Source organism: Metabacillus kandeliae, from assembly GCF_021166585.1.
Taxonomy (GTDB): domain Bacteria; phylum Bacillota; class Bacilli; order Bacillales; family Bacillaceae; genus Metabacillus_B; species Metabacillus_B kandeliae.
In genome coordinates, this window is record NZ_JAJOZE010000001.1 from 225,467 (window position 1) to 250,948 (window position 25,482).

Annotated in this window: 25 protein-coding genes and 3 other annotated features; of the genes, 23 read left to right on the forward strand and 2 right to left on the reverse strand. The window is 44.8% G+C overall.

Annotation, left to right across the window (positions count from 1 at the left end; translation table 11 throughout):
* Window positions 1-81: 81 nt before the first annotated feature.
* The 3 genes from ytaF (at window position 82) to LRR81_RS01110 (ending at window position 2,559) form a co-directional block, all read left to right on the forward strand.
* A complete protein-coding gene (gene ytaF / locus LRR81_RS01100; RefSeq protein ID WP_231787454.1) occupies window positions 82-714 on the forward strand; it encodes a sporulation membrane protein YtaF in 633 nt (210 codons plus the stop codon).
* 10 nt (window positions 715-724) lie between these two features.
* The gene (coaE, locus tag LRR81_RS01105; protein ID WP_231787455.1) at window positions 725-1,321 is read left to right on the forward strand and encodes a dephospho-CoA kinase; all 597 of its coding nucleotides are present in this window, start codon (window positions 725-727) and stop codon (window positions 1,319-1,321) included.
* A 212-nt stretch (window positions 1,322-1,533) separates the two neighbouring features.
* Window positions 1,534-2,559, forward strand: coding sequence for a glyceraldehyde-3-phosphate dehydrogenase (locus tag LRR81_RS01110; RefSeq protein ID WP_231787456.1), 1,026 nt, complete (start codon window positions 1,534-1,536; stop codon window positions 2,557-2,559).
* 45 nt (window positions 2,560-2,604) lie between these two features.
* Here the strand turns inward: LRR81_RS01110 and LRR81_RS01115 are convergent, their stop codons facing one another.
* Window positions 2,605-4,254, reverse strand: coding sequence for an MFS transporter (locus LRR81_RS01115; protein WP_231787457.1), 1,650 nt, complete (start codon window positions 4,252-4,254; stop codon window positions 2,605-2,607).
* Between the two features lie 184 nt (window positions 4,255-4,438).
* On the opposite strand from LRR81_RS01115, the gene LRR81_RS01120 reads away from it, so the two are divergent.
* The 17 genes from LRR81_RS01120 to LRR81_RS01200 all read left to right on the forward strand — a co-directional run bounded on the left by LRR81_RS01120 (window position 4,439) and on the right by LRR81_RS01200 (window position 20,434).
* Window positions 4,439-4,864, forward strand: coding sequence for a MarR family winged helix-turn-helix transcriptional regulator (locus LRR81_RS01120; RefSeq protein WP_231787458.1), 426 nt, complete (start codon window positions 4,439-4,441; stop codon window positions 4,862-4,864).
* A gap of 291 nt (window positions 4,865-5,155) precedes the next feature.
* Window positions 5,156-5,536, forward strand: a complete 381-nt coding sequence (gene speD / locus LRR81_RS01125; RefSeq protein ID WP_231787459.1) for an adenosylmethionine decarboxylase — start codon at window positions 5,156-5,158, stop codon at window positions 5,534-5,536.
* Between the two features lie 265 nt (window positions 5,537-5,801).
* Entirely contained in the window at window positions 5,802-6,203 is a 402-nt protein-coding gene (locus LRR81_RS01130; protein ID WP_231787460.1) for a cytosolic protein, read from the forward strand.
* A gap of 49 nt (window positions 6,204-6,252) precedes the next feature.
* A complete protein-coding gene (gene nrdR / locus LRR81_RS01135; protein ID WP_231787461.1) occupies window positions 6,253-6,711 on the forward strand; it encodes a transcriptional regulator NrdR in 459 nt (152 codons plus the stop codon).
* Window positions 6,712-6,848: 137 nt separating this feature from the next.
* Window positions 6,849-8,240, forward strand: a complete 1,392-nt coding sequence (locus LRR81_RS01140) for a replication initiation and membrane attachment family protein (protein WP_231787462.1) — start codon at window positions 6,849-6,851, stop codon at window positions 8,238-8,240.
* Window positions 8,241-8,266: 26 nt separating this feature from the next.
* Window positions 8,267-9,202: a primosomal protein DnaI gene (gene dnaI / locus LRR81_RS01145; protein WP_231787463.1), complete on the forward strand. Its 936-nt coding sequence runs from the start codon at window positions 8,267-8,269 to the stop codon at window positions 9,200-9,202.
* A 519-nt stretch (window positions 9,203-9,721) separates the two neighbouring features.
* Window positions 9,722-10,564, forward strand: coding sequence for a putative sporulation protein YtxC (gene ytxC, locus LRR81_RS01150; protein ID WP_231787464.1), 843 nt, complete (start codon window positions 9,722-9,724; stop codon window positions 10,562-10,564).
* 43 nt (window positions 10,565-10,607) lie between these two features.
* Window positions 10,608-10,855 (forward strand) — a binding site (T-box leader).
* A gap of 46 nt (window positions 10,856-10,901) precedes the next feature.
* On the forward strand, window positions 10,902-12,833 hold the full coding sequence (gene thrS / locus LRR81_RS01155; RefSeq protein WP_231787465.1) for a threonine--tRNA ligase: 1,932 nt from the start codon (window positions 10,902-10,904) through the stop codon (window positions 12,831-12,833).
* A gap of 410 nt (window positions 12,834-13,243) precedes the next feature.
* The gene (locus LRR81_RS01160) at window positions 13,244-14,548 is read left to right on the forward strand and encodes an ABC transporter substrate-binding protein (protein WP_231787466.1); all 1,305 of its coding nucleotides are present in this window, start codon (window positions 13,244-13,246) and stop codon (window positions 14,546-14,548) included.
* A 105-nt stretch (window positions 14,549-14,653) separates the two neighbouring features.
* On the forward strand, window positions 14,654-15,640 hold the full coding sequence (locus tag LRR81_RS01165) for a carbohydrate ABC transporter permease (RefSeq protein WP_231787467.1): 987 nt from the start codon (window positions 14,654-14,656) through the stop codon (window positions 15,638-15,640).
* Complete coding sequence (locus LRR81_RS01170; protein ID WP_231787468.1) at window positions 15,637-16,491, forward strand: carbohydrate ABC transporter permease; 855 nt, start codon at window positions 15,637-15,639, stop codon at window positions 16,489-16,491. The genes LRR81_RS01165 and LRR81_RS01170 overlap by 4 nt, the downstream gene beginning before the upstream one ends.
* A gap of 119 nt (window positions 16,492-16,610) precedes the next feature.
* Window positions 16,611-16,740: a sequence feature (ribosomal protein L20 leader region), on the forward strand.
* Between the two features lie 86 nt (window positions 16,741-16,826).
* On the forward strand, window positions 16,827-17,348 hold the full coding sequence (gene infC / locus LRR81_RS01175; protein ID WP_231788577.1) for a translation initiation factor IF-3: 522 nt from the start codon (window positions 16,827-16,829) through the stop codon (window positions 17,346-17,348).
* Window positions 17,349-17,366: 18 nt separating this feature from the next.
* Entirely contained in the window at window positions 17,367-17,567 is a 201-nt protein-coding gene (gene rpmI, locus LRR81_RS01180) for a 50S ribosomal protein L35 (protein WP_101635360.1), read from the forward strand.
* A gap of 42 nt (window positions 17,568-17,609) precedes the next feature.
* Entirely contained in the window at window positions 17,610-17,969 is a 360-nt protein-coding gene (gene rplT, locus LRR81_RS01185) for a 50S ribosomal protein L20 (RefSeq protein WP_231787469.1), read from the forward strand.
* Window positions 17,970-18,293: 324 nt separating this feature from the next.
* Entirely contained in the window at window positions 18,294-18,593 is a 300-nt protein-coding gene (locus LRR81_RS01190) for a DUF1294 domain-containing protein (RefSeq protein WP_231787470.1), read from the forward strand.
* Between the two features lie 182 nt (window positions 18,594-18,775).
* Window positions 18,776-19,264, forward strand: a complete 489-nt coding sequence (locus LRR81_RS01195; protein WP_231787471.1) for a dUTP diphosphatase — start codon at window positions 18,776-18,778, stop codon at window positions 19,262-19,264.
* An 84-nt stretch (window positions 19,265-19,348) separates the two neighbouring features.
* Complete coding sequence (locus LRR81_RS01200; RefSeq protein WP_231787472.1) at window positions 19,349-20,434, forward strand: M42 family metallopeptidase; 1,086 nt, start codon at window positions 19,349-19,351, stop codon at window positions 20,432-20,434.
* Window positions 20,435-20,525: 91 nt separating this feature from the next.
* Here LRR81_RS01200 and sspI read toward each other — a convergent pair whose 3' ends face one another.
* Window positions 20,526-20,735: a small acid-soluble spore protein SspI gene (gene sspI, locus LRR81_RS01205; RefSeq protein WP_231787473.1), complete on the reverse strand. Its 210-nt coding sequence runs from the start codon at window positions 20,733-20,735 to the stop codon at window positions 20,526-20,528.
* A 112-nt stretch (window positions 20,736-20,847) separates the two neighbouring features.
* On the opposite strand from sspI, the gene LRR81_RS01210 reads away from it, so the two are divergent.
* From LRR81_RS01210 to pheT, 3 genes are all read left to right on the forward strand, one after another.
* Window positions 20,848-21,600, forward strand: a complete 753-nt coding sequence (locus tag LRR81_RS01210; protein ID WP_231787474.1) for a TrmH family RNA methyltransferase — start codon at window positions 20,848-20,850, stop codon at window positions 21,598-21,600.
* Between the two features lie 66 nt (window positions 21,601-21,666).
* Window positions 21,667-21,904 (forward strand) — a binding site (T-box leader).
* 113 nt (window positions 21,905-22,017) lie between these two features.
* The gene (gene pheS, locus LRR81_RS01215) at window positions 22,018-23,052 is read left to right on the forward strand and encodes a phenylalanine--tRNA ligase subunit alpha (protein ID WP_231787475.1); all 1,035 of its coding nucleotides are present in this window, start codon (window positions 22,018-22,020) and stop codon (window positions 23,050-23,052) included.
* 15 nt (window positions 23,053-23,067) lie between these two features.
* A complete protein-coding gene (pheT, locus tag LRR81_RS01220) occupies window positions 23,068-25,482 on the forward strand; it encodes a phenylalanine--tRNA ligase subunit beta (protein ID WP_231787476.1) in 2,415 nt (804 codons plus the stop codon).

The following is a 25,482-nucleotide window of genomic DNA, read 5'->3' on the forward strand; positions in this document are numbered from 1 at the left end:
GCTGTACAAACCCTGTGTTTAACTCTTTTTGGGCAAAAGTCATATACTGTATTAGTTTTGTCAGAAAGGGGCAGGGTGACGTTGATATCATTGCAGCTATTTATTTTAGCAGCAGCTGTCAGCCTTGACAGCTTTTCAGTAGGGTTCACGTATGGGCTGCGCCAAACGAAAATACCGGGGAAATCCATCTTTATCATTGGATGCTGTTCGGCGGCAAGCCTTTTGATTGCGATGTTTTTAGGCCATGCGCTGGCAGCAATGTTTCCTGAAAATATTACGAAGGAGCTTGGGGGTTACATTCTGATCGGAATCGGCCTCTGGGTACTGATCCAATTTTTCCTTCCTGAAAAAGAACATCAATGCCAGGAAAATGAAAAAACACTTCTTAACTTTGAAATTAAATCATTGGGGATTGTCATTCATATTTTAAGAAAGCCATCGTGTGCTGATATTGATAAATCAGGAGCGATCAATGGAGTGGAAGCCCTGCTCCTCGGCCTTGCATTATCCCTTGATTCGTTTGGGGCAGGGTTTGGAGCAGCGCTTCTCGGCTACTCGCCGTTCATTTTATGTATAGCAGTTGCTTTGATGAGCTCCTTGTTTCTCCTGATGGGCCTTCGCTCAGGAAGGCTGTTTTCAGGATTGTCTTGGCTTGAAAAATTCACGTTTATACCAGGGATTCTGCTGATTTTAATTGGAATCTGGAAACTGTAGGGGGCATAGCATGACACTTGTAATAGGGCTCACAGGAGGCATCGCCAGCGGAAAAAGCACTGTCTCGGGCATGATCAGGGACTGGGGATATCCCATTGTTGATGCAGATGTAATCGCAAAGGAAGCCGTTGATCAGGGCAAGCCGGCCTATGACCAAATTGCTGCTGCTTTTGGCGGTGCTGTTCTCAAGGAGGATGGCGCCATCGACAGGCAAAAGCTTGGAAGCATTATTTTTCAGGATTCAGAAAAGAGGCAGCTTTTAAACAGCATTGTTCATCCTGCAGTCAGGGAAGAAATGCTTAAACAGCGCGATGAAGCGAAAGCGAATGGCGAAAAAGCGGTCATTCTCGATATCCCTCTTTTGTTTGAGAGCAAGCTGTCCCACTTTGCTGACAGGACATTATTGGTCTGGGTAAGCGAAAATGTCCAGCTGGAGAGGCTGACTGGGAGAAATGGCTATACGGAAGAAGAGGCAAAGATGAGAATTTCTTCGCAAATGCCGCTGGAGGAAAAGAAAGCACTTGCCGATGCCATTATTGATAATAACGGCACACTGAAGCAAACAAAGGAACAGCTGAAAATGCTTTTTGAAAAATGGGGTCTTTAAGGAGCAATCTATCTGATTGCTCTTTTTCTTTTGGAATTTAATGAAGGTGCATGTCCGATGAGGTGATCTAAATGAGTTATACAATTTCTAAATAACACCGCCTTTTTTAGGAAAAATAAGCGCTTTCATCTTTCCATTCCGTCTATATGTGATATACTAATTAAGGGAAAGCGAACAAGAGTATAACACAAAAGCCGGAAGGAGCAATTCATTTGAAAGCAAACGTTGCTATTAATGGGTTTGGCCGCATTGGGAGAATGGTGTTTCGTAAAATGATGATGGATGAAAAGGTGAATGTAAAGGCCATTAATGCCAGTTATCCGGCAGAAACGCTGGCGCATTTAATTAAGTATGATACAAATCATGGACGTTTTGATGGAGAGGTTATCCCAGCAGGCGACCATTTAATTGTGAACGGACATAAAGTAGCGCTCTTAAGCAGCAGAAATCCTGCTGAGCTTCCTTGGGGAGAGCTGAATATAGATATCGTAGTCGAAGCAACAGGAAAGTTTAATTCACGGGAAAAAGCCATTGCACATGTGGAAGCAGGAGCAAAAAAAGTCATTCTGACAGCACCCGGCAAAAATGAAGACATTACCATTGTGATGGGCGTCAATGAAGAAATGTACGAAAGCAGCCTTCATACGATCATTTCCAATGCCTCCTGTACGACCAATTGCCTTGCGCCAGTAGTCAAAGTGCTTGATGAGGCGTTTGGGATTGAGAATGGCTTAATGACCACGATTCATTCCTATACAAATGATCAGAAAAATATTGATAATCCGCATAAAGATTTAAGAAGAGCGAGAGCCTGCGGCCAGTCTATCATCCCGACAACAACTGGTGCAGCAAAAGCATTGAGTCTTGTGCTGCCGCATTTGCAGGGAAAACTCCACGGCATGGCGCTCCGCGTGCCGACTCCGAATGTTTCGCTTGTTGATCTTGTTGTGGATGTTAAACGGGATGTAACGGCAGCAGAGGTCAATCATGCCTTCTATGAGGCATCAAAAGGCATGCTGAACGGCATAATTGAATTCACGGAAGAACCGCTTGTTTCCGTAGATTTTAACACCAATCCTCATTCAGCGATTATCGATGGCCTGTCCACAATGGTCATGGAAGACCGCAAAATAAAAGTGCTTGCCTGGTACGACAATGAATGGGGCTATTCCTGCAGAGTTTGTGATCTTGTCAGCCTTGTTGCTGCTGAAAGTACGAAACTCTCTATTGTATCCTGATCATACAAAAAAGCATCCAGCTGGCAGCTGGATGCTTTTTGCTTTTTATTTGCTATGAGTTTCTGCAGGTGCTGCGAGGTGCAAGACTTCTTCTCTTTTCGCTGCTTTTTGCTCTTCTTTCCTGACAAGGGCCCTGCCTTTGCCAGTCAGCATTTTTCCGATAGAGGCAGTCAGAGTAATAATGCCAAGCCACATTAGAATGGTAAAGAGGTCGTTGTAGGAATTCAGCAGTGAAAGCTTTTGCGCCTGGCCTCCAATAACCTGTGCAGCGTGAGCTTTTGCATCGGCAAGACCTGCGCCGTTCTGAGCCATATAATTCCTAACCATCGTATTCATTTGATCACTGGTGACAGGATCATCAAGTGAGACCTCGCCGCGGATGGTTTCATAGTGAAAGGCATTCCTTGAGAGCACATACCATCCAAGAAATGGAGCCATCACTGCCCCAAGCAGGTTTCTGACAAAGTGAAGCGAAACTGACCGCATTCCGGCATAGTGCAGATCTCCGGCAAGGGCTGTGCCGAGCGCTCCTGACACAAGCGTCATGCTGATGCCGCCGCCAAGAATGGCAAATTGGAAGCACAGCATGGAAAGGGACGCATGATCAGAAAGAGTTCTCCACTGAAAAGTAACAATCACTATGGCGGAGGAACCGAGCACACCTAACAATCCCGCTCCAAGCCTGTCATAAAAGAGTGTGCAGATACAAGCGGAAATCAATACTCCAACGTACAGCCAAATATAAAAGTTGGTCATGGATCCGAAGGTGGCCCCTTGTATGTTCCGTAAATAACCGTTCATGCCAGCAAGTGAAATGATAAAGGAAACATGGGCCACAATGGCCATCAGCAGCCCGAACACGGGTTTAGCTCCCTTTAATGCTCGAAAGGGAACGAGCGGGTTCTCTGAGTAATAATCCACAAATACAAACAAAGCCAAAAGAACGAGTGCACCGGCCAAAAATGGCCACACCAAAATCGAATGAAAACCCTGATCCTGCAAATTCAGAAGCGGAAAGGAGAAAAGGAACGAAATGGCTGCGAGCAGTGCAATGCCCTTTTTATCGAGTTTCCGCTTGTCCAGTGCCTGCTTATCATCTGAAGGGAGCAGAATACCCCCCACCAGAAGGCAAAGAGCTGACGTCACCATGCTTGCAATAAAGAGCCAGCGCCAGCTGTCCACATCAAGCGAAATGGCCCCAGTGAAAGCGCCGAAGGCTGAAGAACCGAACAATCCCCCAATCGCCACCAGCAGGAACGTATTTCGGATTCCGTTCGGAAAAGATCGCAGGCTGACCGGCAAAATGGTCAGAAAAATAATGCCTGAGCTTAATCCTTGAATAACTCTCCCAAAAACAAAAACCGTTAAATTCGGAGAAAGAAAGTTAATGACAGATCCGGCCAGGAAAATGGAAACAAGCGTCATATAGCATAATTTCAATCCATATTTCCTGCTTAGAACAGGTCCGAGCGGGACGCCTAGCGCAAAGGCCAGATTGGATAAAATAGAAGGCATGAGCATGCCGTTATTGCTTGCTGCAAAGCCGTTCTGAATGATAATTTGGTTCATCGTATAAGATAAATTCAAAAAATATTGCGGACCGATGGAAAAGATCGTCAAAAAGGAGATGACGAGAAATTTAGGAATCGACAGCTCCCTTCCCCCAGTGTTCACTTTAAAATGTGTTTCTTCCAAGATAATTCCTCCTGAAATCTTTTACGTTTGTATAGTACAAGTTGTATTATACAATATAATAAAAGGAATTCAAGATGCCTGTTTGCCATTGGCTGCAATTGCAGACCAGGGGCTGGATGACCCGGGTATGCTTGCCATATAATGATGAAAGAAACTTTTTTTTGCAGGAATGAGGGAAAGAATCATGAAGGGGACTATAGAAAAAATAGAACATGAAATCGCGCTCTTAAGCCGGCTGACTGCTGCTTTAAATCCGAAAAATGCGAGACTCGACAGATCCGGCTATCTGCTTCTGAGCAAGCTTGTCACAAGCAGTCCTCAAGCAATCAATGCGATGGCAGAGGATTTAAAGCTGAACGTTTCAACAGCAAGCAGACAGGTTGCTGCTTTGGAAGAAAAGGGGTTTGTCCGCCGCTTTCCTGATAGCAGCAATAAGCGGATCAGCCTGATTGATATTACGGACCAAGGGGAAACCGTTTACCGGCAGGTAAAAAAAAGCAGGGCCGAAGCTTATACAGAAATTTTAAGAAATTGGACGGAAGAAGATTTAAGAGTGCTGGAAAAAATGCTTGGAAGACTGACAGAATCCCTTCTTGACTGGGAGCCTTGACAACCCTTTATGTTTAGCGCTGTTCATACAGGATAAAGAAAAGATAAGGGAAAGAAACAAGAAAAAGGGATCTGGAAAGCCTGAAAAAATGGGTTTATTTTTTGCGAAAGTATGTTGCAAAAACTCCCCATAGGAAGTATACTATTTTTCGTGAACTTCTTATAAGCAGGTTTTGCGGCTACTTAAAGGGTTAGGACCTCTTTGGACTAACTTTCCCCCGTGGTAGGACAGCATACCAAGATGCGAAGGACTTCATGCAGTTTAAACTTTATTAAGGGGGAAAAATGTAATATGGAAACAATTGGACGCCACGTAATCTCGGAGCTTTGGGGATGCGATTTTGATAAGTTGAATGACATGGAATATATTGAAAAAACGTTTGTAAATGCAGCACTGAAATCTGGTGCTGAAGTGCGCGAAGTAGCCTTTCATAAATTTGCACCGCAGGGAGTCAGCGGGGTTGTCATTATCTCTGAATCACATTTGACTATTCACAGCTTTCCTGAACATGGTTATGCAAGCATTGATGTTTATACATGCGGAGATTTAAATCCTAACATTGCAGCAGATTATATTGCAGAAGCACTCAATGCGCAGACTCGCGAAAACATTGAAATCCCTCGCGGCATGGGTCCTGTTCAAGTAAAACAGGCTCAAGCAAAAGTACTCTAACTAAGCCGCTTTGACTTTGGTATGATGATCATATTGGATATAAGTTTTGGACGGAGGTGTGAAGATTCTTTCACACCTCTTTTGATTTTGGGAAAAATTCAGTATAATAATATGATAAAAGCCTGACGAAGAACGGAACAAAATAAAATACATATCTTTTATTTGATAAAAAAATAAATCTTTGCTGAACCAGCTGTGATTTAAGGGCGGTACTGATTTTAGTTCAAGCAGTTAGATCAGAAACAAAGGAAAAGGAGCAGCCTACATGAGCGCATTAAAAAGAATTCAGTCGTTTTTTTCAACCCATACCGAGACCTCTGAGGATCATTTGGATGGGAGCCTCAGAAGCCGCTATTATAAAACGACCGTGAAAAAAGCAATGGAAGCGGTGCAGACTGTTGCCAAATCATCTAAAGATGCCGCGGTTACCTCTGTTTCAGAAGAACGCGGTGAGATCAGCATTTCCATTTCAAAGCCCAAAAAAGCGCTCCTGATTGCCACTGTCATATCGGTCAGGCCGTTTGAAACAGCTGTTGATTTTTCAGCATCAACGGATACGCCGCTTCCAACGGATTTTGGCAACAGCCAGCGAGTGATCCGTCAATTTTATCAGCAGCTGGATGCTACGCTTCCTTATGTTGGTTCAGGCCTTTATCCGCGTGCCTGACACACAGGCCGGCTTCTCAAAACTTTCTGAAGGGAGCTAAAACATCCGTATGAAATGTCCAGCATGCCACCACAATGGCACTAGAGTGCTCGATTCCCGGCCTGTCGATGAGGGAAAAGCCATCCGCCGCCGCAGAGAATGCGAAATATGCCAGTACCGGTTCACAACTTTTGAAAAAGTGGAAGAAATACCGCTGATTGTTGTGAAAAAAGAAGGAACCCGTGAAGAATTCAGCAGGGAAAAAGTGCTGAGGGGCTTAATAAAAGCCTGCGAAAAAAGACCTGTTGCCTTAAAGCAGCTGGAGGATATCGCAGGAGATATAGAAAAAGAATTGCGCAACAATGGAGTATCAGAGGTGAAAAGCGAGCTTGTCGGCGAAATGGTGATGGACAGGCTTGCACAGGTTGATGAAGTAGCCTACGTCCGCTTTGCATCAGTGTACAGACAGTTTAAAGATATTAATGTATTTATTGATGAGCTGAAGGAATTGCTGAAAAAGGAACAGTAAAGGGGGAGCTTGCTCACTTTTTCTGCTCCTCCCCTTACTTCCGAAAGTCATGATAAATGCCTTTTATAGCAGCTGGAAAGCTTTATTTCCCGGCTTTCATTGAAGGAACAGATTGATTAGGAAAGGTAAGGAGCAAAATGGATCATCATTGGAAAGAACTTATTCCGCCTGATCGCTATTTAACGAAAAGCAGCGGTGTCCTGACGGATTTTGATAGAAAGCTGGTCACTATGCTTTATCAGCCTCTGATCGGCATAGAAAGCTCTTCGCTTTACATGACGCTGTGGGGAGAGGTTGAGCAGAACCGGCTATGGGGGCAGGAAACGACCCATCACAGCTTAATGGCAGCCACGCAGTGCAGCCTGAAGGAGATTTACAGGCAGCGTCTGAACCTTGAGGGGATTGGACTGCTCAAAACGTTTATCAAAGAAGAAAGCGACTTTAAAGTGCTGATTTATGAACTCCAGCCGCCGCTCCGGCCTGATCAGTTTTTCCAGGACGGGATGCTGAACATTTATTTATATAACAGGCTGGGGAAAAGCCGGTATGTTCAGCTGAAAAAATTCTTCTGCGACAACAGCCTTCCTGAAAATTTAAAAGAAGTAACCAAGTCATTCAATGAAGTGTACCAAACGCTTCAGCCGAGCGAATTAACGGCAAAAATACCTGATAGTGAGTCGGAAGGGAAGCATGAATTTTTGTCAGAGGCGCCCGGAAGGCAGCCTGTGCTGGATGATGCCTCCTTTGATTATGACCTGCTTTTTGCAGGCTTATCAGATGCAGTCATACCAAAATCGGCTGTGAATGCTGAGGTAAAAGAAATTATTAAAAAGCTTTCCTACATTTACGGAATTGATGCCATACAAATGAAAAACATTCTAATGAATGCTATTTTGCCTGATGAAACGATCGATCAGGAGGAGCTGAGAAAGGCTGCAAGAGACTGGTATAAATTTGAGCATGGCGAAAAGCTTCCTCGGCTTGCAGAAAAGGTGCAGCCCCCTATGTACCGGACCATCAATAAGAAAGAGGGTTCCTCACAGGAAGAAGAGCTTGCCTATATGCTCGAACATATCAGTCCTTATCAGTTTTTAAAGGACATTGCTGAAGGGGGAGAGCCGCCCGTCACAGATCTTCAGATTATTGAAGATGTAATGTTTCAGCAGAAGCTTCAGCCTGGCGTCGTAAATGTGCTTATTTATTACGTGATGCTGAAAACCGATATGAAGCTTTCCAAAGGCTATGTTCAGAAAATAGCCGGCCACTGGGCGCGGAAAAACATTAAAACAGTTGACGAAGCGATGACCCTGGCGAAAAAGGAACAGCAGCAATACATGGAGTGGGCGGAAACAAAAAATAAACCTGCTCAAAACCGCAAAACAGTGAGGAAGGAAATGTTGCCTGACTGGCTGAAGGAAAACCAGGCTGCTGAAAATCGTCCCGAAGAGGCAAACACCGAGGATGCATTTGAACTGGAGCGTCAAAAGCTTGCTGAACGGATTAAAAAATACAAAAAAGGCAATATATAGCCTGATAGAAAAGGAGGGGAAACTAAATGGAGCCTATTGGACAAGCAATGAAAAACATGACCGGCAGAAAAGATTTCATGGAAAGACTGCAGGTTCTTAAAAAAGAAGTAACTGTCCACCCTGATATCAAGCCGTTTCTTGAATCACATAAAGATGAAATTGACGAGAAAATGATTGACAGGAGTCTTATCAAGCTGTACGAATTTATCGGCCAAAGCAAAAACTGCGCAAACTGTCCGAGTCTGTCCGAATGCCGGAATATGATTCAAGGCTATCACCCTGAGCTTGTGATCCAAGGAAAAACGATTGACCTGCAATACGATGTGTGCCCATCAAAAGCAGCTTATGACGAACGGAAAAAGCATGAATCACTGATCAAAAGCATGTATATCCCGAAAGATATCCTTGCAGCGCGCCTTGATAACATTGATCTCGATGAAGCCACGCGCCTGAAAGCTGTCTCACTCGCACAGGACTTTATCGAAAGCTACACTACAAAAAAGACTGCGAAAGGCCTTTACATACACGGCCCTTTCGGTGTCGGCAAAACCTACATTCTCGGAGCGATCGCAAACGAGCTGGCTGAAAACCGCATCTCTTCCATGCTTGTTTACCTTCCTGAATTTATGAGAGAGCTCAAAAATTCACTCCATGATCATTCACTTGAACCTAAAATGGATGCTGTCAAAACAGTGCCTGTTCTAATGCTGGATGACCTCGGAGCAGAGTCAATGTCAAGCTGGCTGAGAGATGATATACTCGGCACCATCCTCCAATACCGTATGCTCGAAAATCTGCCGACTTTTTTCTCCTCCAACTTCGACCTGAAACAGCTGAACCACCACCTCTCCTTTACCCAGCGAGGAGAAGAAGAACCGGTCAAAGCTGCAAGAATCATGGAGCGGATCAAGCACTTGGCTACCCCTGTGGCGCTTACAGGAAAAAATCGCAGAGAAGTTTAAAAAAGCAGGCTGGAAATTTCAGCCTGCTTTTTTGTTTGGCGGGGGTGAAGCATAATTTCGCAGAAATAATTTATGGAATCGCCGAAATCTAAGGAAGCGGGAGAACCATTCATGGCTCCCCAGCTCGATTCCGCCGATATAATCCAGAGTTCGCCGATATTTCAGGGGAAGTGCCGATATATGAAGTATCCGCCGTTATCAATGTCAGGTTTAGTTTATTTGCTGCAAAAACAGTCTTAAATCATCAAAACAGCCCTCAATACCTTTCCGGGAAGCTGAAATGCCCGCGCTGCTCCATCAATGGAAGCGAGAACCGCCTCTCTGCATGGCTGTTGCTTTCCGCTAAAGGAAGCACAAGAACCGTCCCCACGCTTCCACGCTTCCACCAAAAGAAGCGCGAGAACCGTCCCTCTGCTTCCCCACGCTGCCCAAAAAGAAAATAACCCCCATCCTGCTTCTAAAACCAAATCCTCCCCCATATAAATAACATCAGATGTTTTGTATTGAGGGGGGACAAACATGCTTGAAATCAGTTTTCAATCAGACCGGGAGGCAGAGGCGTTTTACCGGATGCTTGGCTGCCAGCCGGAAATCAGCTTATTGGCAAGCCTGATGCCGCCGAACCAGGTTCATATAAATGCAGGAAGTTTAACCATTGAGAGTGCCGTCATCCCTGCGCTTATCGGTTTTATTACTGAGCAAATGGAGCACATGCTGATCTTATCCATTATTGAAAACCAATTTTTCTTTAAAGACAGGGATGAACAGCAGCAAATTTTACATATTGCCCAGTCCCTCATGGAGGGGGAGCGGTCTGATATACCGAACATCCGCGGTTTTTTTGACAGAGCTGACTGTATAAAAGAGGCGCTTCACCCGCTGCTGAAGCCTGATTTGTCCTTTTCTTTTCATTCTTTTCTTACGTTCCGGCTTCAAGATTACAAAAAGCGCCTGGCGCAGTATGCGGAAGCTGCAATCGAGGAGTATAAGCTGGAACAGGAATATCAGAATTTTATTCAATTTTTGAGGGAATATGTATTATCAAAGAGTTCTCAGATGGACAAGGTTCATATTTTTTACCGCAAGCGGTTTGTCATATGTGATGAGTATCTGCAGGAAATGCCTGAACAGACATTGCGCAGCTATGTAGACCGTTCGCTTTTATACCATCATCCAATGTATATTGATTCTGCGCTCCTTGCTCCTCTCGTCTGCATAGCGCCAAAATCCCTTTTTCTGTATACGGACGAGCCGGATCATGGAATGGTGCAGACCATTCAGAATATTTTTCAGGAAAGGGTTAGGATCTGTCCTTTAGGAACAGCAGATGCCTTTCAGGAGGATTCTTCCAAGCTGTCTTGATTTTTTTTGGAAAAGCATCTATAATACGTATGAATTGAAGCAGAAAAAAGTTGTGATAAGGACATGAGGATGCTGAACTGCTTACAGAGAGAGAGGGCTTAGGCTGGAACCCTTTCAGCAATAGACAGTATGCTTACCGCCTTTGAACTTCGGCTGTGAATGGCAATTTGCCTTGTAATAGCCGACGGGAAATCCCGTTACAGATCTCTTATAAGCCTTGCCGGCTGCAATAGAGCGGCAGGGGAACTTAGGGTGGAACCACGAATCATGTTAATGAAACTCGTCCCTTCTTTTTAGAAGGGGCGGGTTTTTTATTTTATTTAAAGGAGTGATCAGGATGTCTGAATCAGTAAAAATCAGTTTTCCAGACGGAGCGGTAAAGGAGTTTGCGAAAGGCACGACAACAGAAGACATCGCGGCATCCATCAGCCCGGGACTGAAGAAAAAATCAATTGCCGGAAAGCTTAACGGCGAGCTGGTTGATTTAAAAACACCTATCGAGGGAGACGGCGCGATTGAAATTGTGACACAGGATTCAAGCGATGCACTTGAAATCATGCGCCACAGTACAGCTCACTTAATGGCACAGGCGATCAAAAGGCTTTACCCTGATGTAAAGCTTGGCGTTGGTCCAGTCATTGAAAACGGCTTCTACTATGATGTGGATACAGAAGCAGCCATTTCTTCTGAGGATCTTCCTGCTATCGAAAAAGAAATGCAGAAAATTATAAATGAAAACCTGGAAATCGTCCGTAAAGAAGTGAGCAGGGAAGAAGCGAAAAGCCGTTTTGAAGAAATCGGCGACAACTTGAAGCTGGAACTGCTTGACGCCATTCCTGAAGGAGAAAAGGTGTCAATCTATGAGCAGGGAGAGTTTTTTGACCTTTGCCGCGGCATTCACGTGCCAACTACAGGCAAAATTAAGGAATTTAAGCTGCTGAACGTTGCCGGAGCTTATTGGCGCGGCGACAGCAATAATAAAATGCTGCAGCGGATCTATGGAACGGCTTTCTTCAAAAAAGCTGATCTTGATGAGCACCTTCGTTTGCTGGAGGAAGCAAAAGAGCGGGATCACAGGAAACTGGGCAAAGAGCTGGGCCTTTTCACTACTTCTCAAAAGGTCGGCCAAGGGTTGCCGCTATGGCTTCCAAAAGGGGCTACAATCAGACGCATCATTGAACGCTATATTGTGGACAAGGAAAACCGCCTTGGATACAGCCATGTATATACTCCTGTGCTGGGAAGCGTTGAGCTTTATAAAACATCCGGCCACTGGGAGCACTACCAGGATGATATGTTCCCTGCAATGAGCATGGATAACGAAGACCTTGTGCTTCGTCCGATGAACTGCCCGCATCATATGATGGTTTACAAAAATGATATTCACAGCTACCGCGAGCTGCCGATCCGCATTGCCGAGCTCGGCACAATGCACCGCTATGAAATGTCCGGTGCCCTTTCTGGCCTGCAGCGCGTACGCGGCATGACATTGAATGATGCCCACATTTTTGTCCGTCCTGACCAGATTAAGGATGAATTTATCCGTGTTGTCCGTCTTGTGGAAGAAGTGTATAAAGATTTCGGTCTGGAAAATTATACATTCCGCCTTTCCTACAGAGATCCTGAGGACAAAGAAAAATACTTTGATGATGACGCGATGTGGGAAAAAGCGCAAAGCATGCTGAAGGAAGCGATGGACGAACTGAATGTGGAATATTTTGAAGCAGATGGCGAAGCAGCATTCTACGGACCGAAGCTTGATGTACAGGTTCGGACAGCTTTAGGCAAAGACGAGACGCTTTCAACTGTTCAGCTGGACTTCCTTCTTCCGGAAAGATTTGATCTTACTTATGTCGGGGAAGACGGCAAGCAGCACCGTCCAGTTGTTATTCACCGGGGCGTTGTTTCTACAATGGAGCGCTTTGTAGCCTTCCTGATTGAAGAATACAAAGGAGCTTTCCCTGCCTGGCTTGCACCTGTGCAGGTGGAGGTGATCCCTGTATCTCCTTCCATTCACCTTGACTATGCGAAAAAGGTACAGGAGCGTCTTCAGCTTGAAGGACTTCGGGTGGAGCTGGATACAAGAGATGAAAAAATGGGTTATAAAATCAGGGAAGCACAAATGAAAAAAATTCCTTATATGCTCGTGGTCGGCGATCAGGAATCAGCTGATGAGGCCGTTAACGTACGAAAATATGGAGAACAAAAATCAGAGACTGTTTCTCTGGAAGACTTTACTGAAATGCTGATAAAAGAAACATCAAGGTAAGATAACGAAAGAGAAATGTCAAAAGGCCATTCCTGGTTAGAGGAATGGCCTTTTCTTTTTTATGCAGGCACCTGCTTCTTCTGCATCGGATATGCCTGTTTGGACGAAGTCATAAAGAACTGTATTTAGCTATAAAAAGACGATGTTTTTCTTTTTTCTTGGTTTTGACCGCCAATTCGCCAAAAAAATATAGCTATATATACCTATCTTCTGAGCAAACAGGTTTAGAAGAGAAGCAGAAGGGAATTAAATTTAAGCTTTGATTCATCTTAAAAAAGGTTTTGCCTGTGCCGTTTGTACGAGAGCTGCTGAACGATGTGCTATTTTTTTACCCAATACAGCTTAGCAGAAAACCAGAAAAATCAGAACAGCGCAAAACCTAAAAAAAATGGAACATGGGGGAAATGCAGATGAAAAAGCTTGGAGTGTTATTGGCTGTTTTTGCTTTAGCTCTTAGTGTCCTTGCCGGCTGTTCCAATTCAGGCAATGAGGCAGCTGAAGCCAAAACGAAAGATGGGAAAACAATCATTAATTTTTGGACTTTCTGGGGCTCTGAAACAAGGAGACCTGTTATTGAAAAAATCATTAATGATTACAATAAATCCCAGGACAAGGTGTTTGTAAAACATACGTTTCTTCCGTTCGGTGATATCTGGACGAAAAACCTCGCCGCTGTCGGAGCGGGCAATCCTGCAGATGTAGTGATCAATGATATCAATACAGTGGCCCAGCGCGCAAAAAACGGACAGACAGAAGATTTATCAGCCCTCATCAAAGACGACCCTTCCTTCAAAGACAAGTTTTACCCGCAGCTTTGGAATGCCGTTACATATGAACACAAGCCTTATGGTGTTCCTTTCAATACTGATACTAGGCTTCTCTTTTACAATAAAAAAGCATTTAAAGAAGCAGGCCTGAATCCTGAGGCTCCGCCAGAAACATGGGATGATCTGAAAACCTATGCAGATAAACTGGATGTGAAAAAAGGCAGCTCCTACGATCGGATTGGTTTTTATCCAATGTGGGGCAGTGTCGGTGCAAACAGCTGGATGATGTTTGGCGATAAAGGAAAAGGATACTTTGACGAAAATGGAAAAGTAATGATTAATACTCCTGAAAAGGTGTCTTCGCTCAACTGGGTGATGGATTGGCAGAAACGCTATGGAAAGAAAAATGTTGATGCTTTTAAAGCTGAGTTTGGAAACGAAACAGCGAATCCGTTCATATCAGGAAAAGTAGCCATGTGGGTGGACGTAGCAACCTTCTATACCCAAATTCGCGATTACGGCAAGGATATGGACTTTGGAGTAGCGCCGATTCCTGCAAAGACTGCAAATGATCAGCATTACAGCGAAGGCGGAGGATTTGTGGCAGAAGTGCCAAAAGGTGCAAAGCATCCAAAAGAAGCAATGGATTTCATTAAGTATCTTACAGGTGCTGAAGCACAATCCTACTGGGCTGCCAAGAACTTTGACAATGTAGCTAATAAAGAAGCAACGAAAAAAGCAGCTGATATGCTTTCCGGAAAAGACAAAATGGTCTATGAAGAAGCAGAAAAAAGCCTGCAAAATACTAAAATGTCTCCAATGCCTGTCGATTATCCGGATTATCCAAACGCCGTGAATCCGCAGATTGACCAAGTCATTCTTGGCGCTAAGAAACCTGCAGATGCGTTAAAGGATGCTGAAAAAGCAGTAAAAGCGCTGAAGCAATAAGAAGACTGAAAGGGGAAAGCCTTGCCGGCCGAGCGAGGCTTCCTCTGCATCTTCAAACAGTGCAGTGAATGACCCAGTACAGAATAATTATGAGAGGTGATCGCTATGAGTTTGCCGGAAAAAGTCATCATTGATCAGCACAATCCAAAAAAGATCACCGCAAAGAAAAAGGTAGCTTCCTCCATAGCCGCCCCCGTGAAAAGAAAGAGGGAAAATCTAGCTGGCTATTTGTTTATCAGTCCTTGGCTGATCGGTTTTGTCGGATTGACCCTTGGCCCTCTGCTGTTTTCCCTTTATGCCAGTCTGACGAACTATAACATTACTTCCACGATGGATTTTATCGGCATGAAAAATTATTTGCGCATGTTTACTCAGGACAGCCTGTTTATGACATCGCTTTACAATACCCTTTTCTTTGTGGTTTTTTCTGTTCCATTGACAACAGCGGGAGCTATTTTAATGGCAGTCCTGCTGAATCAGCCTGTTAAAGGAGTAAAAGTATTCCGTACCATCTACTACCTGCCTGCTGTTATGTCGGGAGTAGCCGTTTATTTTCTCTGGATGCAGCTTTTGTCTCCCGCTTCAGGACTTGTGAATCAGATTCTTCACATTTTTGGCATCCAGGGGCCAGCCTGGCTGTTTGATCCAGCTTGGACAAAGCCGGCGCTGATACTAATGAAGATGTGGAGCGTTGGGGGAGGGATGCTCTTATATCTGGCAAGCCTGCAGGGAGTCTCCTCCCAAATGTACGAAGCTGCAGAACTTGATGGAGCTACATCATGGCAGAAATTTTACAAAATTACGCTGCCTATGATCAGCCCGGTCATCTTTTTTGACGTTATTACGAGCACAATCGGCGCTTTTCAGATTTTCCAGGAGGCTTACGTGATGACAGAGAACGGAGACGGCGGACCTGTTAATTCGCTCCTGTTTTACAACCTCCACATGTGGCATAACGCATTTGAGCTTTTCAATATGGGATATGCATCAGCCATGGCCTGGTTCCTTTTCGTCATCGTGCTTGTCCTCACTGTTATTAATATGGTATTCAGCAAGCGCTGGGTTTTCTATGGAGGTGACGAGAACAGATGAAAAAAATGCAGATTGGAATGAAAATGAACCGCAGAATCAAAAACAGCGCCGTCATGATCATCCTGATTCTTGGAAGCCTGCTGATTCTTTCTCCGGTATGGTGGATGGTTTCCACCTCTTTTAAAAGTCCGGCAGAAATCTTATCCTTTCCGCCGTCTTTTCTTCCAAAGCAATTCCTTTGGTCAAATTATGCAGAAGCATGGAAATCAGCAAATTTTACAAGGTGGACGCTCAACACGCTTTTCATTGCGGTCATGTCTGTTATTGGAAACGTACTTGTCAATTCCCTTGTTGCCTATGGCTTTGCAAAAATTAACTTTAAAGGCCGGAATGTTCTCTTTATTGCCGTTTTATCGAGTATGCTGATTCCCGGATTCGTCATGCTTGTTCCGCAGTATATTCTCTTTTCAAAGATTGGATGGCTGAATACGTATCTTCCGCTTATCGTGCCGGCTTTTCTCGGGAGCGCGTTTTTCATTTTTTTGCTCAGGCAGTTTATGCTGACGATTCCGAATGAACTTATTGAAGCAGCGATTATGGATGGGGCAGGGCATTTGCGGATCTGGTGGTACGTCATTATGCCGCTCGTTAAGCCGGCACTCATTGCAGTCGCGATTTTCTCCTTTAATGGAGCGTGGAATGACCTTCTTGGGCCGCTTCTTTATATTAATGATGAGAATCTATACACTCTGCAGATCGGCATGCAAACCTTTAAAGGCACTGTTCAGACGCAATGGCAGTATTTAATGGCCATGTCAGTTCTTGTTCTGCTGCCCGTCGTTGTACTGTTTTTCATCTTCCAGAAGTATTTCATCAAAGGGGCCAATATCAGCTCCGGTATGAAAGGGTAAAAAAACGTTGCCCTTAAGATTTCTATGAGGTATAATCGTTTTTAGATGCTTTTTAAGAGAGATAGTTGACAACACTTTGGCAGCATGGTATGATGTCATAGGTAATTGAATAGCTGTTTGATAGAAAGCAGAAGCACCCGCTTCTCACCTGGCTGACGCATACATGAGCAGTTGGCAGGTTTACGAGATCGAAATTTAACTTTGAATTCGTAGTGTGGGTGTGGTATGCACCCACACTTTTTATTTTGTAGCCTGTACAGTTTACACATCGTTTGCGTCTTCAGGGTGCTTGATGACGCCAGACGCTATTCAGGAAAATTTTTTGGAGGTGGCTCATTATTAGCAAAGACATGTTGGTAAACGAGGGCATTCGCGCTCGTGAAGTGCGTCTAATCGGTCCGAATGGTGATCAGCTCGGGATTAAATCCCGTACGGAAGCTCTGGAAATTGCAGCGCGTTCCAATCTTGATCTAGTTATGGTAGCTCCAAACGCGAAACCTCCGGTATGCCGGATTATGGATTATGGTAAATTCCGCTTCGAACAGCAGAAGAAAGACAAAGAAGCGAGAAAAAACCAAAAAATCATCAGCGTGAAGGAAGTCCGTTTTAGCCCAACAATTGATGAGCATGATTTTAACACCAAGCTACGCAATGCACGCAAATTCCTTGAAAAGGGCGATAAAGTGAAAGCTTCTATCCGCTTTAAAGGACGCGCCATCACGCATAAGGAAATCGGACAGCGTGTTCTTGACCGCTTTTCCAATGCCTGTGAAGATGTCGCAACCGTCGAGTCTGCGCCGCGCATGGACGGCCGCAGCATGTTCCTGGTCTTAGCACCGAAAATTGAAAAGCAATAGAACGAGGAGGAAAAACCTATGCCTAAAATGAAAACTCATCGCGGAGCAGCTAAGCGTTTCAAAAAGACCGGATCTGGAAAACTGAAACGTTCTCACGCATACACAAGTCACTTATTCGCTAACAAATCCACAAAAGCAAAACGCAAACTGCGCAAAGCTTCATTGGTAAGCAAAGGCGATTTCAAACGCATTCGTCACCTACTGGACAACATTAAGTAATTTCGATAGATTTTCAGTCAACACATTTAGGAGGGAATTGACATGCCAAGAGTAAAAGGCGGTACAGTAACACGCAAACGTCGTAAAAAGGTATTAAAACTAGCTAAAGGTTATTACGGTTCCAAACATACATTATACAAAGTTGCTAACCAGCAAGTAATGAAATCCCTAATGTATGCATTCCGCGACCGTCGCCAGAAAAAACGCGACTTCCGCAAACTTTGGATCACTCGCATCAACGCAGCAGCACGCATCAACGGTCTTTCTTACAGCCGTTTAATGCATGGCTTGAAGCTTGCCGGCATCGAAGTGAACCGCAAAATGCTTGCTGATCTTGCTGTTGCTGACGCAAAAGCATTCGCTCAGCTTGCTGATGCTGCAAAATCTAAGCTTAACGACTAATAAAAACACAAAAGGCCATTCTTCCAGCGGACGAGTGGTCTTTTTTGTAGATTCTTTTTAGCGCTGCAAAGATTAACGCGGTTGATTTGGCAGCGACCTTGATATTGATTGAAAATGGTGAAGAGCACGAAAGGCTTCAAATGCTTTTCACTTTACTAAAGGCTTTTTTTGAAAGACTTTTGCTGTTCGCAAATTCTTTAATCACGCATTACCGCGGCCAAGTTCCGTCTTTTTTAAAAAAGACCGGCAGCAGTGAATGATTAAAGATCTGTGCCAGAGCAGCAGAATTTATGAAAAGAGCCTTACGAAAAAGCAGGTGTTAGGATGCAGCAGCTGATTGTTTTCTATATCGTTTTAGCCAATTTGCTAGGTTTATGGCTGATGGGGTCGGATAAGCAGAAAGCCCGCAGGAAGCAATGGAGGATCAGAGAAAAAACTCTTTGGACGATTGCGGCAGCGGGGGGAGCGATCGGCATGACGATTGGAATGTTTCTTTTTCGCCATAAGACAAAGCACATGACATTCCTGTTCGGTTTTCCCCTTCTCGCCTTGCTTTACATTGCACTGATTTATTATTTCAGGGAGGAAATTCTCCCGAAAGAAGCCCTGCTGTTCAATCGATAGCTTTTCTGGCTGTTCGAAAAACCAGCCTTGCTCCCGTTAAGGGAGTTTTTTAATAGGCACCCGCAATCCATAAAAGGTTCTTATTATTTCGTTTTCATCATTCCGATTGAGTGGTAAAGTTTCTAAAAAGGGAATTGAATTTCCTATACATAATAAGAGACAGGACGAAAGGAGACAGTTGAATGAATTTTGAAAAGCTGTTCACTATGCAAAGAGAATTGGACAAGAAAATCCAGGATCAGCATGAACTGGATTCTGAGGATTTAATCGAAAAGAAAATTCTGGCTTTAACTGTTGAAGCAGGGGAACTAGCCAATGAAACCCGCTGTTTCAAGTTTTGGAGCTTAAAGCCCGCATCTGAAAAACCGGTCATCCTTGAGGAATACGTTGACGGCATCCATTTTATCCTTTCGATCGGCCTTGATCTTGGCATTAGCGGAATAAAGGATATGAAAAGGGGCAGAGAGTCACGCACAGCTGTCGGCCAATTTCTGGCTGTCTTCGAAAAACTGTCTGCTTTCCGGAAAAATCAGAGTGAAGACCACTATTTAGAAGTTTTTGGGGCATATTTATATTTGGGCGAACTTCTTGGGCTTTCATCACAAGAAGTGGAAGAAGCTTATGTCAGAAAAAATGAAATCAATCATGAGCGGCAAAATACCGGGTATTAAAGTTGTCGCAATTTTTGTACATAGACGTCTTCCTGCAGTATAATTAACTGTGCACGCTAAAATAAATAAAGGGGGTTCCTTTGCATGACACAGCTTGATGACAGCTTGAAAATGCTGAAAGAACTGACTGATGCCAGAGGTATTGCAGGCAACGAAAGAGAACCAAGAGAAGTAATGAAGAAATACATATCGCCTTACGCAGATGAAGTAGTAACAGACGGGCTTGGCAGCTTGATCGCTAAGAAAACCGGAAAGGCTGACGGCCCGAAAATTATGGTTGCAGGCCATTTGGATGAAGTAGGCTTTATGGTGACAAGCATTGATGACAGAGGATTTGTCCGCTTCCAGACAGTTGGCGGATGGTGGCCGCAGGTTATGCTGGCCCAGCGTGTGACAATCGTGACGCGAAAAGGCGATGTAACAGGAATTATCGGCTCTAAACCGCCGCATATTCTTCCGGCAGATGTCCGCAAAAAATCAGTAGAACTGAAAGATATGTTCATTGATATCGGTGCAGCAAGCAAGGATGAAGCAGTTGAATTCGGCGTACGCCCTGGCGATCAAATTGTGCCTTATTTCGAATTTACTGTTATGAAGAATGAAAAAATGCTCCTTGCAAAGGCTTGGGACAACCGCATTGGCTGTGCCATTGCCATTGATGTTCTAAAAGAGCTGAAAGATGCGGATCATCAGAATATTGTATACGGAGTCGGCACAGTACAGGAGGAAGTTGGCCTGAGAGGGGCAAAAACTTCTGCTCAGATGATCAAGCCTGATATTGCTTTTGGTGTTGACGTTGGCATTGCCGGCGATACTCCGGGAATTTCTGAAAGAGAAGCTCTTGGCAAGATGGGAGACGGGCCTCAGATTATTTTATATGATGCCTCAATGGTTTCACATAAAGGGCTGCGAGACCTTGTTACAGACACAGCTGATGAGCTTGGAATTCCTTATCAGTTTGATTCACTTGCAGGCGGAGGAACAGATTCCGGTGCGATCCATGTCACGCACAATGGTGTGCCGGCTCTATCCATCACAATTGCAACGAGATATATTCATTCTCATGCGGCTATGCTGCACAGAGATGACTACGAAAATGCAGTAAAGCTGATCGCTGAGGTCATCAAGCGCCTTGACAGCGAAACAGTTAAAAAAATTACGTTTGATTGATGAGAAACCCCCGGGAGCTAGAGGCTGCCGGGGGTTTTATTTTCAGGTGCAGCCCTGTCCCATGAGGTTCGGACTGTTTAAGGCTGTTTTCTTACTGCTTCAGGCTTTGCTCAAGGGTTTGCAGCATTTCGCGTTTATCGTTTTCTGCAGAGTGCTGCCAAAGGACTTCAAATAGTACACCAAGACCAGGCAGCATTTTTTCCTCGCCGCTTTGAATGGCATCCACTATCGTATGCTCAAGCTGTTCCTGGTTATTGCCTGAAACATTATGAATAACCGCGTTCCGTAAGTTTAAATCCACTGTAAAACACTCCTTTCCTTATTTTCCATCCTTATGATTCCAAGGATTCTGTTTTATTATGTACAAAGACTGGGATATAATGAGGGCAGCATGAAAAAGGAGCAATGAAAACGTGAAATACATCGAATCAGTGAAAAATCCTAAAGTAAAACAATGGAAAAAACTACATACAAAAAAAGAACGGGATTTGACAGGAACGTTTTTGGCTGAAGGCTATCATCTTGTAGAAGAAGCTCTGAAGGATAAAGACCAGATCGTGGAGCTCATTATCAGCGAAGCTTCAGAAATTCCATCAAGCTGGAATTTGGACGGGATCTCCATTACAATGGCGCCGCCGGAGGTGCTGAAGGCAATCAGCGATACAGAAACTCCTCAAGGGGCTGCAGCTGTATGCCGCAGGCTTGAAGCAAAAGGTTCTGACAGCTGGAGCCGGGTTCTTATGATAGACAGCCTGCAGGACCCCGGAAATCTCGGGACTCTCATTAGAACAGCTGATGCAGCTGGAATTGACGGGATTGTGCTCGGAGAAGGGACGGTCGATCTTTACAATTCAAAAGTGATCCGTTCAAGCCAGGGGTCCATTTTTCATCTTCCTGCTGTTAAAGGAGAGATCGGCGAATGGGCAGGCAAGCTGAAAGAACGAGGTGTTTCCGTTTATGGAACATCGCTTGCGGGCGGTTTTGATTATAAAACTGTGCAGTCTGGAGGAAGCTTTGCCCTCCTGATCGGAAATGAAGGCAGCGGTGTGAGTGAAGAGCTGCTTGGGCTGACAGATCAAAATCTGTATATCCCGATCCACGGGCAGGCAGAATCACTGAACGCGGCGATTGCAGCAGGCATTCTGCTGTACCATCTTCGCGGCTAGTATTGCATCCTGCAGGAACTTTATTTATAATAAATTCATCCATATGCTTTTTAGAAAGCGATATATGAAAAAACGCTGACGGAGAAAAGTAGTTTTCATGCGAAAGCCATTTAGGGAAAAGCTGTCCTGACTGCAAGCAGCTTTATGGCGGAAGAGAACGAATTCACCTCCCGAGTTGGCACCAGGACCAGCTTTATGGCTGTAAAGGTGTACCGGTTTTTGCCGTTATTAAAGCGAAGTGAGCAGCTCTTTTTTTAAAGACTGTTAACAAGGGTGGTACCGCGAATCATACCTCGTCCCTTTTTTAGGGGCGGGGTTTTTTTATTTTTCATGCAATAAGAGCGGCCAGCTGCTGAAATCAAAAGCCAAGTTAGAAAAAAGCCGGTAACAGGCTTTCTATATGAAGGAGGAACAAATATGCAGGAGCAGTTAAAACAGCTTCAGGATGAAGCCTTGCAAAGAATTGCAGAGGCGGAAGACTTGAAAAGCCTGAATGAAGTCAGAGTAGCTTACCTTGGAAAAAAAGGCCCCATCACAGAAGCACTTAGAGGAATGGGCAAGCTTTCAGCTGAAGAGCGTCCTAAAATGGGTGCGCTCGCCAATGAAGTAAGGGAAGCCATCACACAGGGAATTGCCGAAAAACAGACAAAAATGGAAGAAGCGGAAACGGAGAAAAAGCTGGCTCAGGAAACAATTGATGTCACTTTGCCTGGACGGCCTGTCCGCAGGGGAAGCCATCACCCGATTACAGCAGTCGTTGAGGAGATTGAGGACTTGTTCCTCAGCATGGGCTATTCCATAGAAGAAGGGCCTGAAGTGGAGAGCGACTATTACAACTTTGAAGCGCTGAACCTTCCGAAAGGGCACCCTGCCCGCGATATGCAGGACTCCTTTTATATAACAGATGACATTCTTTTAAGAACCCACACCTCTCCTGTACAGGCGAGAACAATGGAAAAGTATAAAGGAAAGGGACCTGTTAAAATTATCTGCCCCGGCAAAGTATACCGCCGAGATGATGATGATGCGACCCACTCCCACCAATTTACACAGATTGAAGGACTTGTTGTGGATGAAAACATCAGCATGAGCGACTTAAAAGGAACTCTTGAAGTGTTTGCGAAAAAGCTTTTTGGAGAAGAGCGCGAAATTCGGCTGCGTCCAAGCTTTTTCCCTTTTACAGAGCCTTCGGTTGAAGTGGATGTTTCCTGTTTTGCCTGCGGCGGCAGAGGCTGCAATGTGTGCAAAAAAACCGGGTGGATTGAAATTCTTGGAGCTGGGATGATTCATCCAAACGTTCTGGAGATGGCCGGATTTGATTCGAAAAAATATCAGGGTTTTGCCTTCGGAATGGGACCTGAACGGATTGCGATGCTGAAATACGGCATTGATGATATCCGCCATTTTTATACAAATGACATGAGATTTTTAAAGCAATTCAATCGAGCGTAACGGAGGGACAGCGAAATGTTGGTTTCATATAAATGGCTGAAAGAATATGTTGACCTGGACGGGTATGAGGCAGATGTGCTGGCTGAAAAAATTACCAGGAGCGGCATCGAAGTAGAATCAGTAGAAGTACGGAATGAAGGCATTACAGGAGTCGTCATCGGACACGTGCTCGAGAGGGAGCAGCATCCTGATGCTGATAAATTAAATAAGTGCCTTGTGGATATAGGAGAAGAAGAGCCTGTGCAGATTATTTGCGGAGCGCCGAATGTGGAGAAGGGCCAAAAGGTTGCGGTAGCCAAAACAGGCGCCGTGCTGCCGGGCAATTTCAAAATCAAGCGTGCGAAGCTTCGCGGAGAAGAATCGAACGGCATGATCTGCTCTCTGCAGGAGCTTGGAATGGAAGGCAAGCTTGTACCGAAGGAATATGCAGAAGGGATTTTTGTTTTTCCCAGTGACGCAGTACCTGGGGAAGATGCTCTTCGTGCATTAAATCTGGATGATCAGGTGCTTGAGCTCGGGCTTACGCCTAACCGTTCTGATTGCCTGAGCATGCTCGGCGTGGCGCATGAAGTGGCAGCGATACTGGACAGAAGCGTCCGTTATCCTGAGCTTTCTTATCATGCTGAAGCTGAGAAAGCTTCTGATGCTGTTTCTATCACGATCGAGGATAAAGAAGCAAACCCGTATTATGCAGCAAAAATCATCCGTAATGTAACCATTGCGCCTTCCCCATTATGGATGCAGACAAGGCTGATGGCAGCGGGAATCCGACCTCACAATAATGTAGTGGATATTACAAACTTTGTCCTTCTTGAATACGGCCAGCCGCTCCATGCTTTTGATCTCGACAAGTTCGGATCAAGTGAAGTGGTGATCCGCAAAGCAAAGGAAGGCGAAAAAATTGTCACGTTGGACGATCAGGAAAGAGAATTGAAAAGCAGCCATCTTGTGATCACAAACGGCAGTGTGCCGCAAGCGATCGCTGGAGTTATGGGCGGCGCTGATTCCGAAGTCCAGTCTGATACGAAAAACATCCTGCTTGAATCAGCTTATTTTGACGGCCAGACAGTGCGCCAGGCTTCCAAAGATCATGGGCTCAGAAGCGAAGCTAGCGCGAGATTTGAAAAAGGCGTTGATCCAAACAGGGTGCTTCCGGCTGCAGAACGTGCTGCACAGCTGATGGCACTTTATGCAGGCGGCGAAGTGCTTGACGGCACTGCTGAAGAAAAGCATAAGGACTGGGAGCCTGCTGTTATATCCATATCAGCCGGCAAAATTGAATCAGTGCTTGGTATGGAGATTTCTGCTGAAGATGTTGGTTCAATTTTCCGCAGGCTCGGCTTCAAAACTGACCGGAATGAAGATGTGTTTACTGTAACCATTCCAACAAGACGTGGAGACATTACCATTGAGGAAGATCTCGTAGAAGAAGCTGCACGGCTTTACGGCTACGATAACATCCCGTCCACTCTCCCTGTAACGGAATCTGTGCCTGGAATGCTGACAGAATATCAGAGCAAGCGCAGAAAGGTACGCCGTTATCTGGAAGGTGCCGGACTGTATCAAGCCATCACCTATTCTCTTACAGGAAAAGATAAAGCAGCCAAATATGCATTGAATGAAACGGAGCTTACAGAGCTTTCTCTTCCGATGAGCGAAGACAGAAGTGTTCTCCGTCTGAGCCTGCTCCCTCATTTGATTGATGTTTTGAGGCATAACCTGGCACGACAGACAGATCAGGCTGCTGTGTATGAAATTGGCTCAGTATACTTGTCAAACGGCAAGGAAAACCGCCCTTCAGAAAGAGAGCATGCTGCGGGCGCCATCACAGGGCTATGGCTTTCACAACCTTGGCAGGGAGAGAAAAAGCCGGCTGATTTTTATGTGTTAAAAGGCATTTTGGAAGGTCTTTTTGATCAGCTTGGACTGGAAGAAAAAATGATTTTCAAGCAGGCGAAAAGAGAGGGCATGCACCCCGGCCGCACGGCAGAAGTTTTCCTGAACGGCGAACTCGCGGGCTTTATCGGCCAGCTCCACCCTTCTGTTCAGAAACAAAACGATCTGACTGACACGTATGTGTTTGAACTGGATTTGACAAAGCTGATGGAAGCCGATTCTGAAGGCGTCTCTTACAGCGTGATCCCGCGCTTCCCAGGTATTACAAGAGATATTGCACTTGTCACAAGCAAGGAAACGGCAGCGGGAGATCTTAGGTCAGCCATAATTGCAGCTGGGGGCAAACTTCTGAAAGAAGTTTCTGTCTTTGATGTGTATGAAGGAGACAGACTGGAAGAAGGGAAAAAATCCATTGCTTTCTCCCTGAAATATATGGACCCTGAAAGAACCCTTACAGATGAAGAAGTTGCAGCATCCTACAGCAAAATAATGAAAGCAGCTGAAGAAAAATTCGGAGCTGTTTTAAGAGGATAA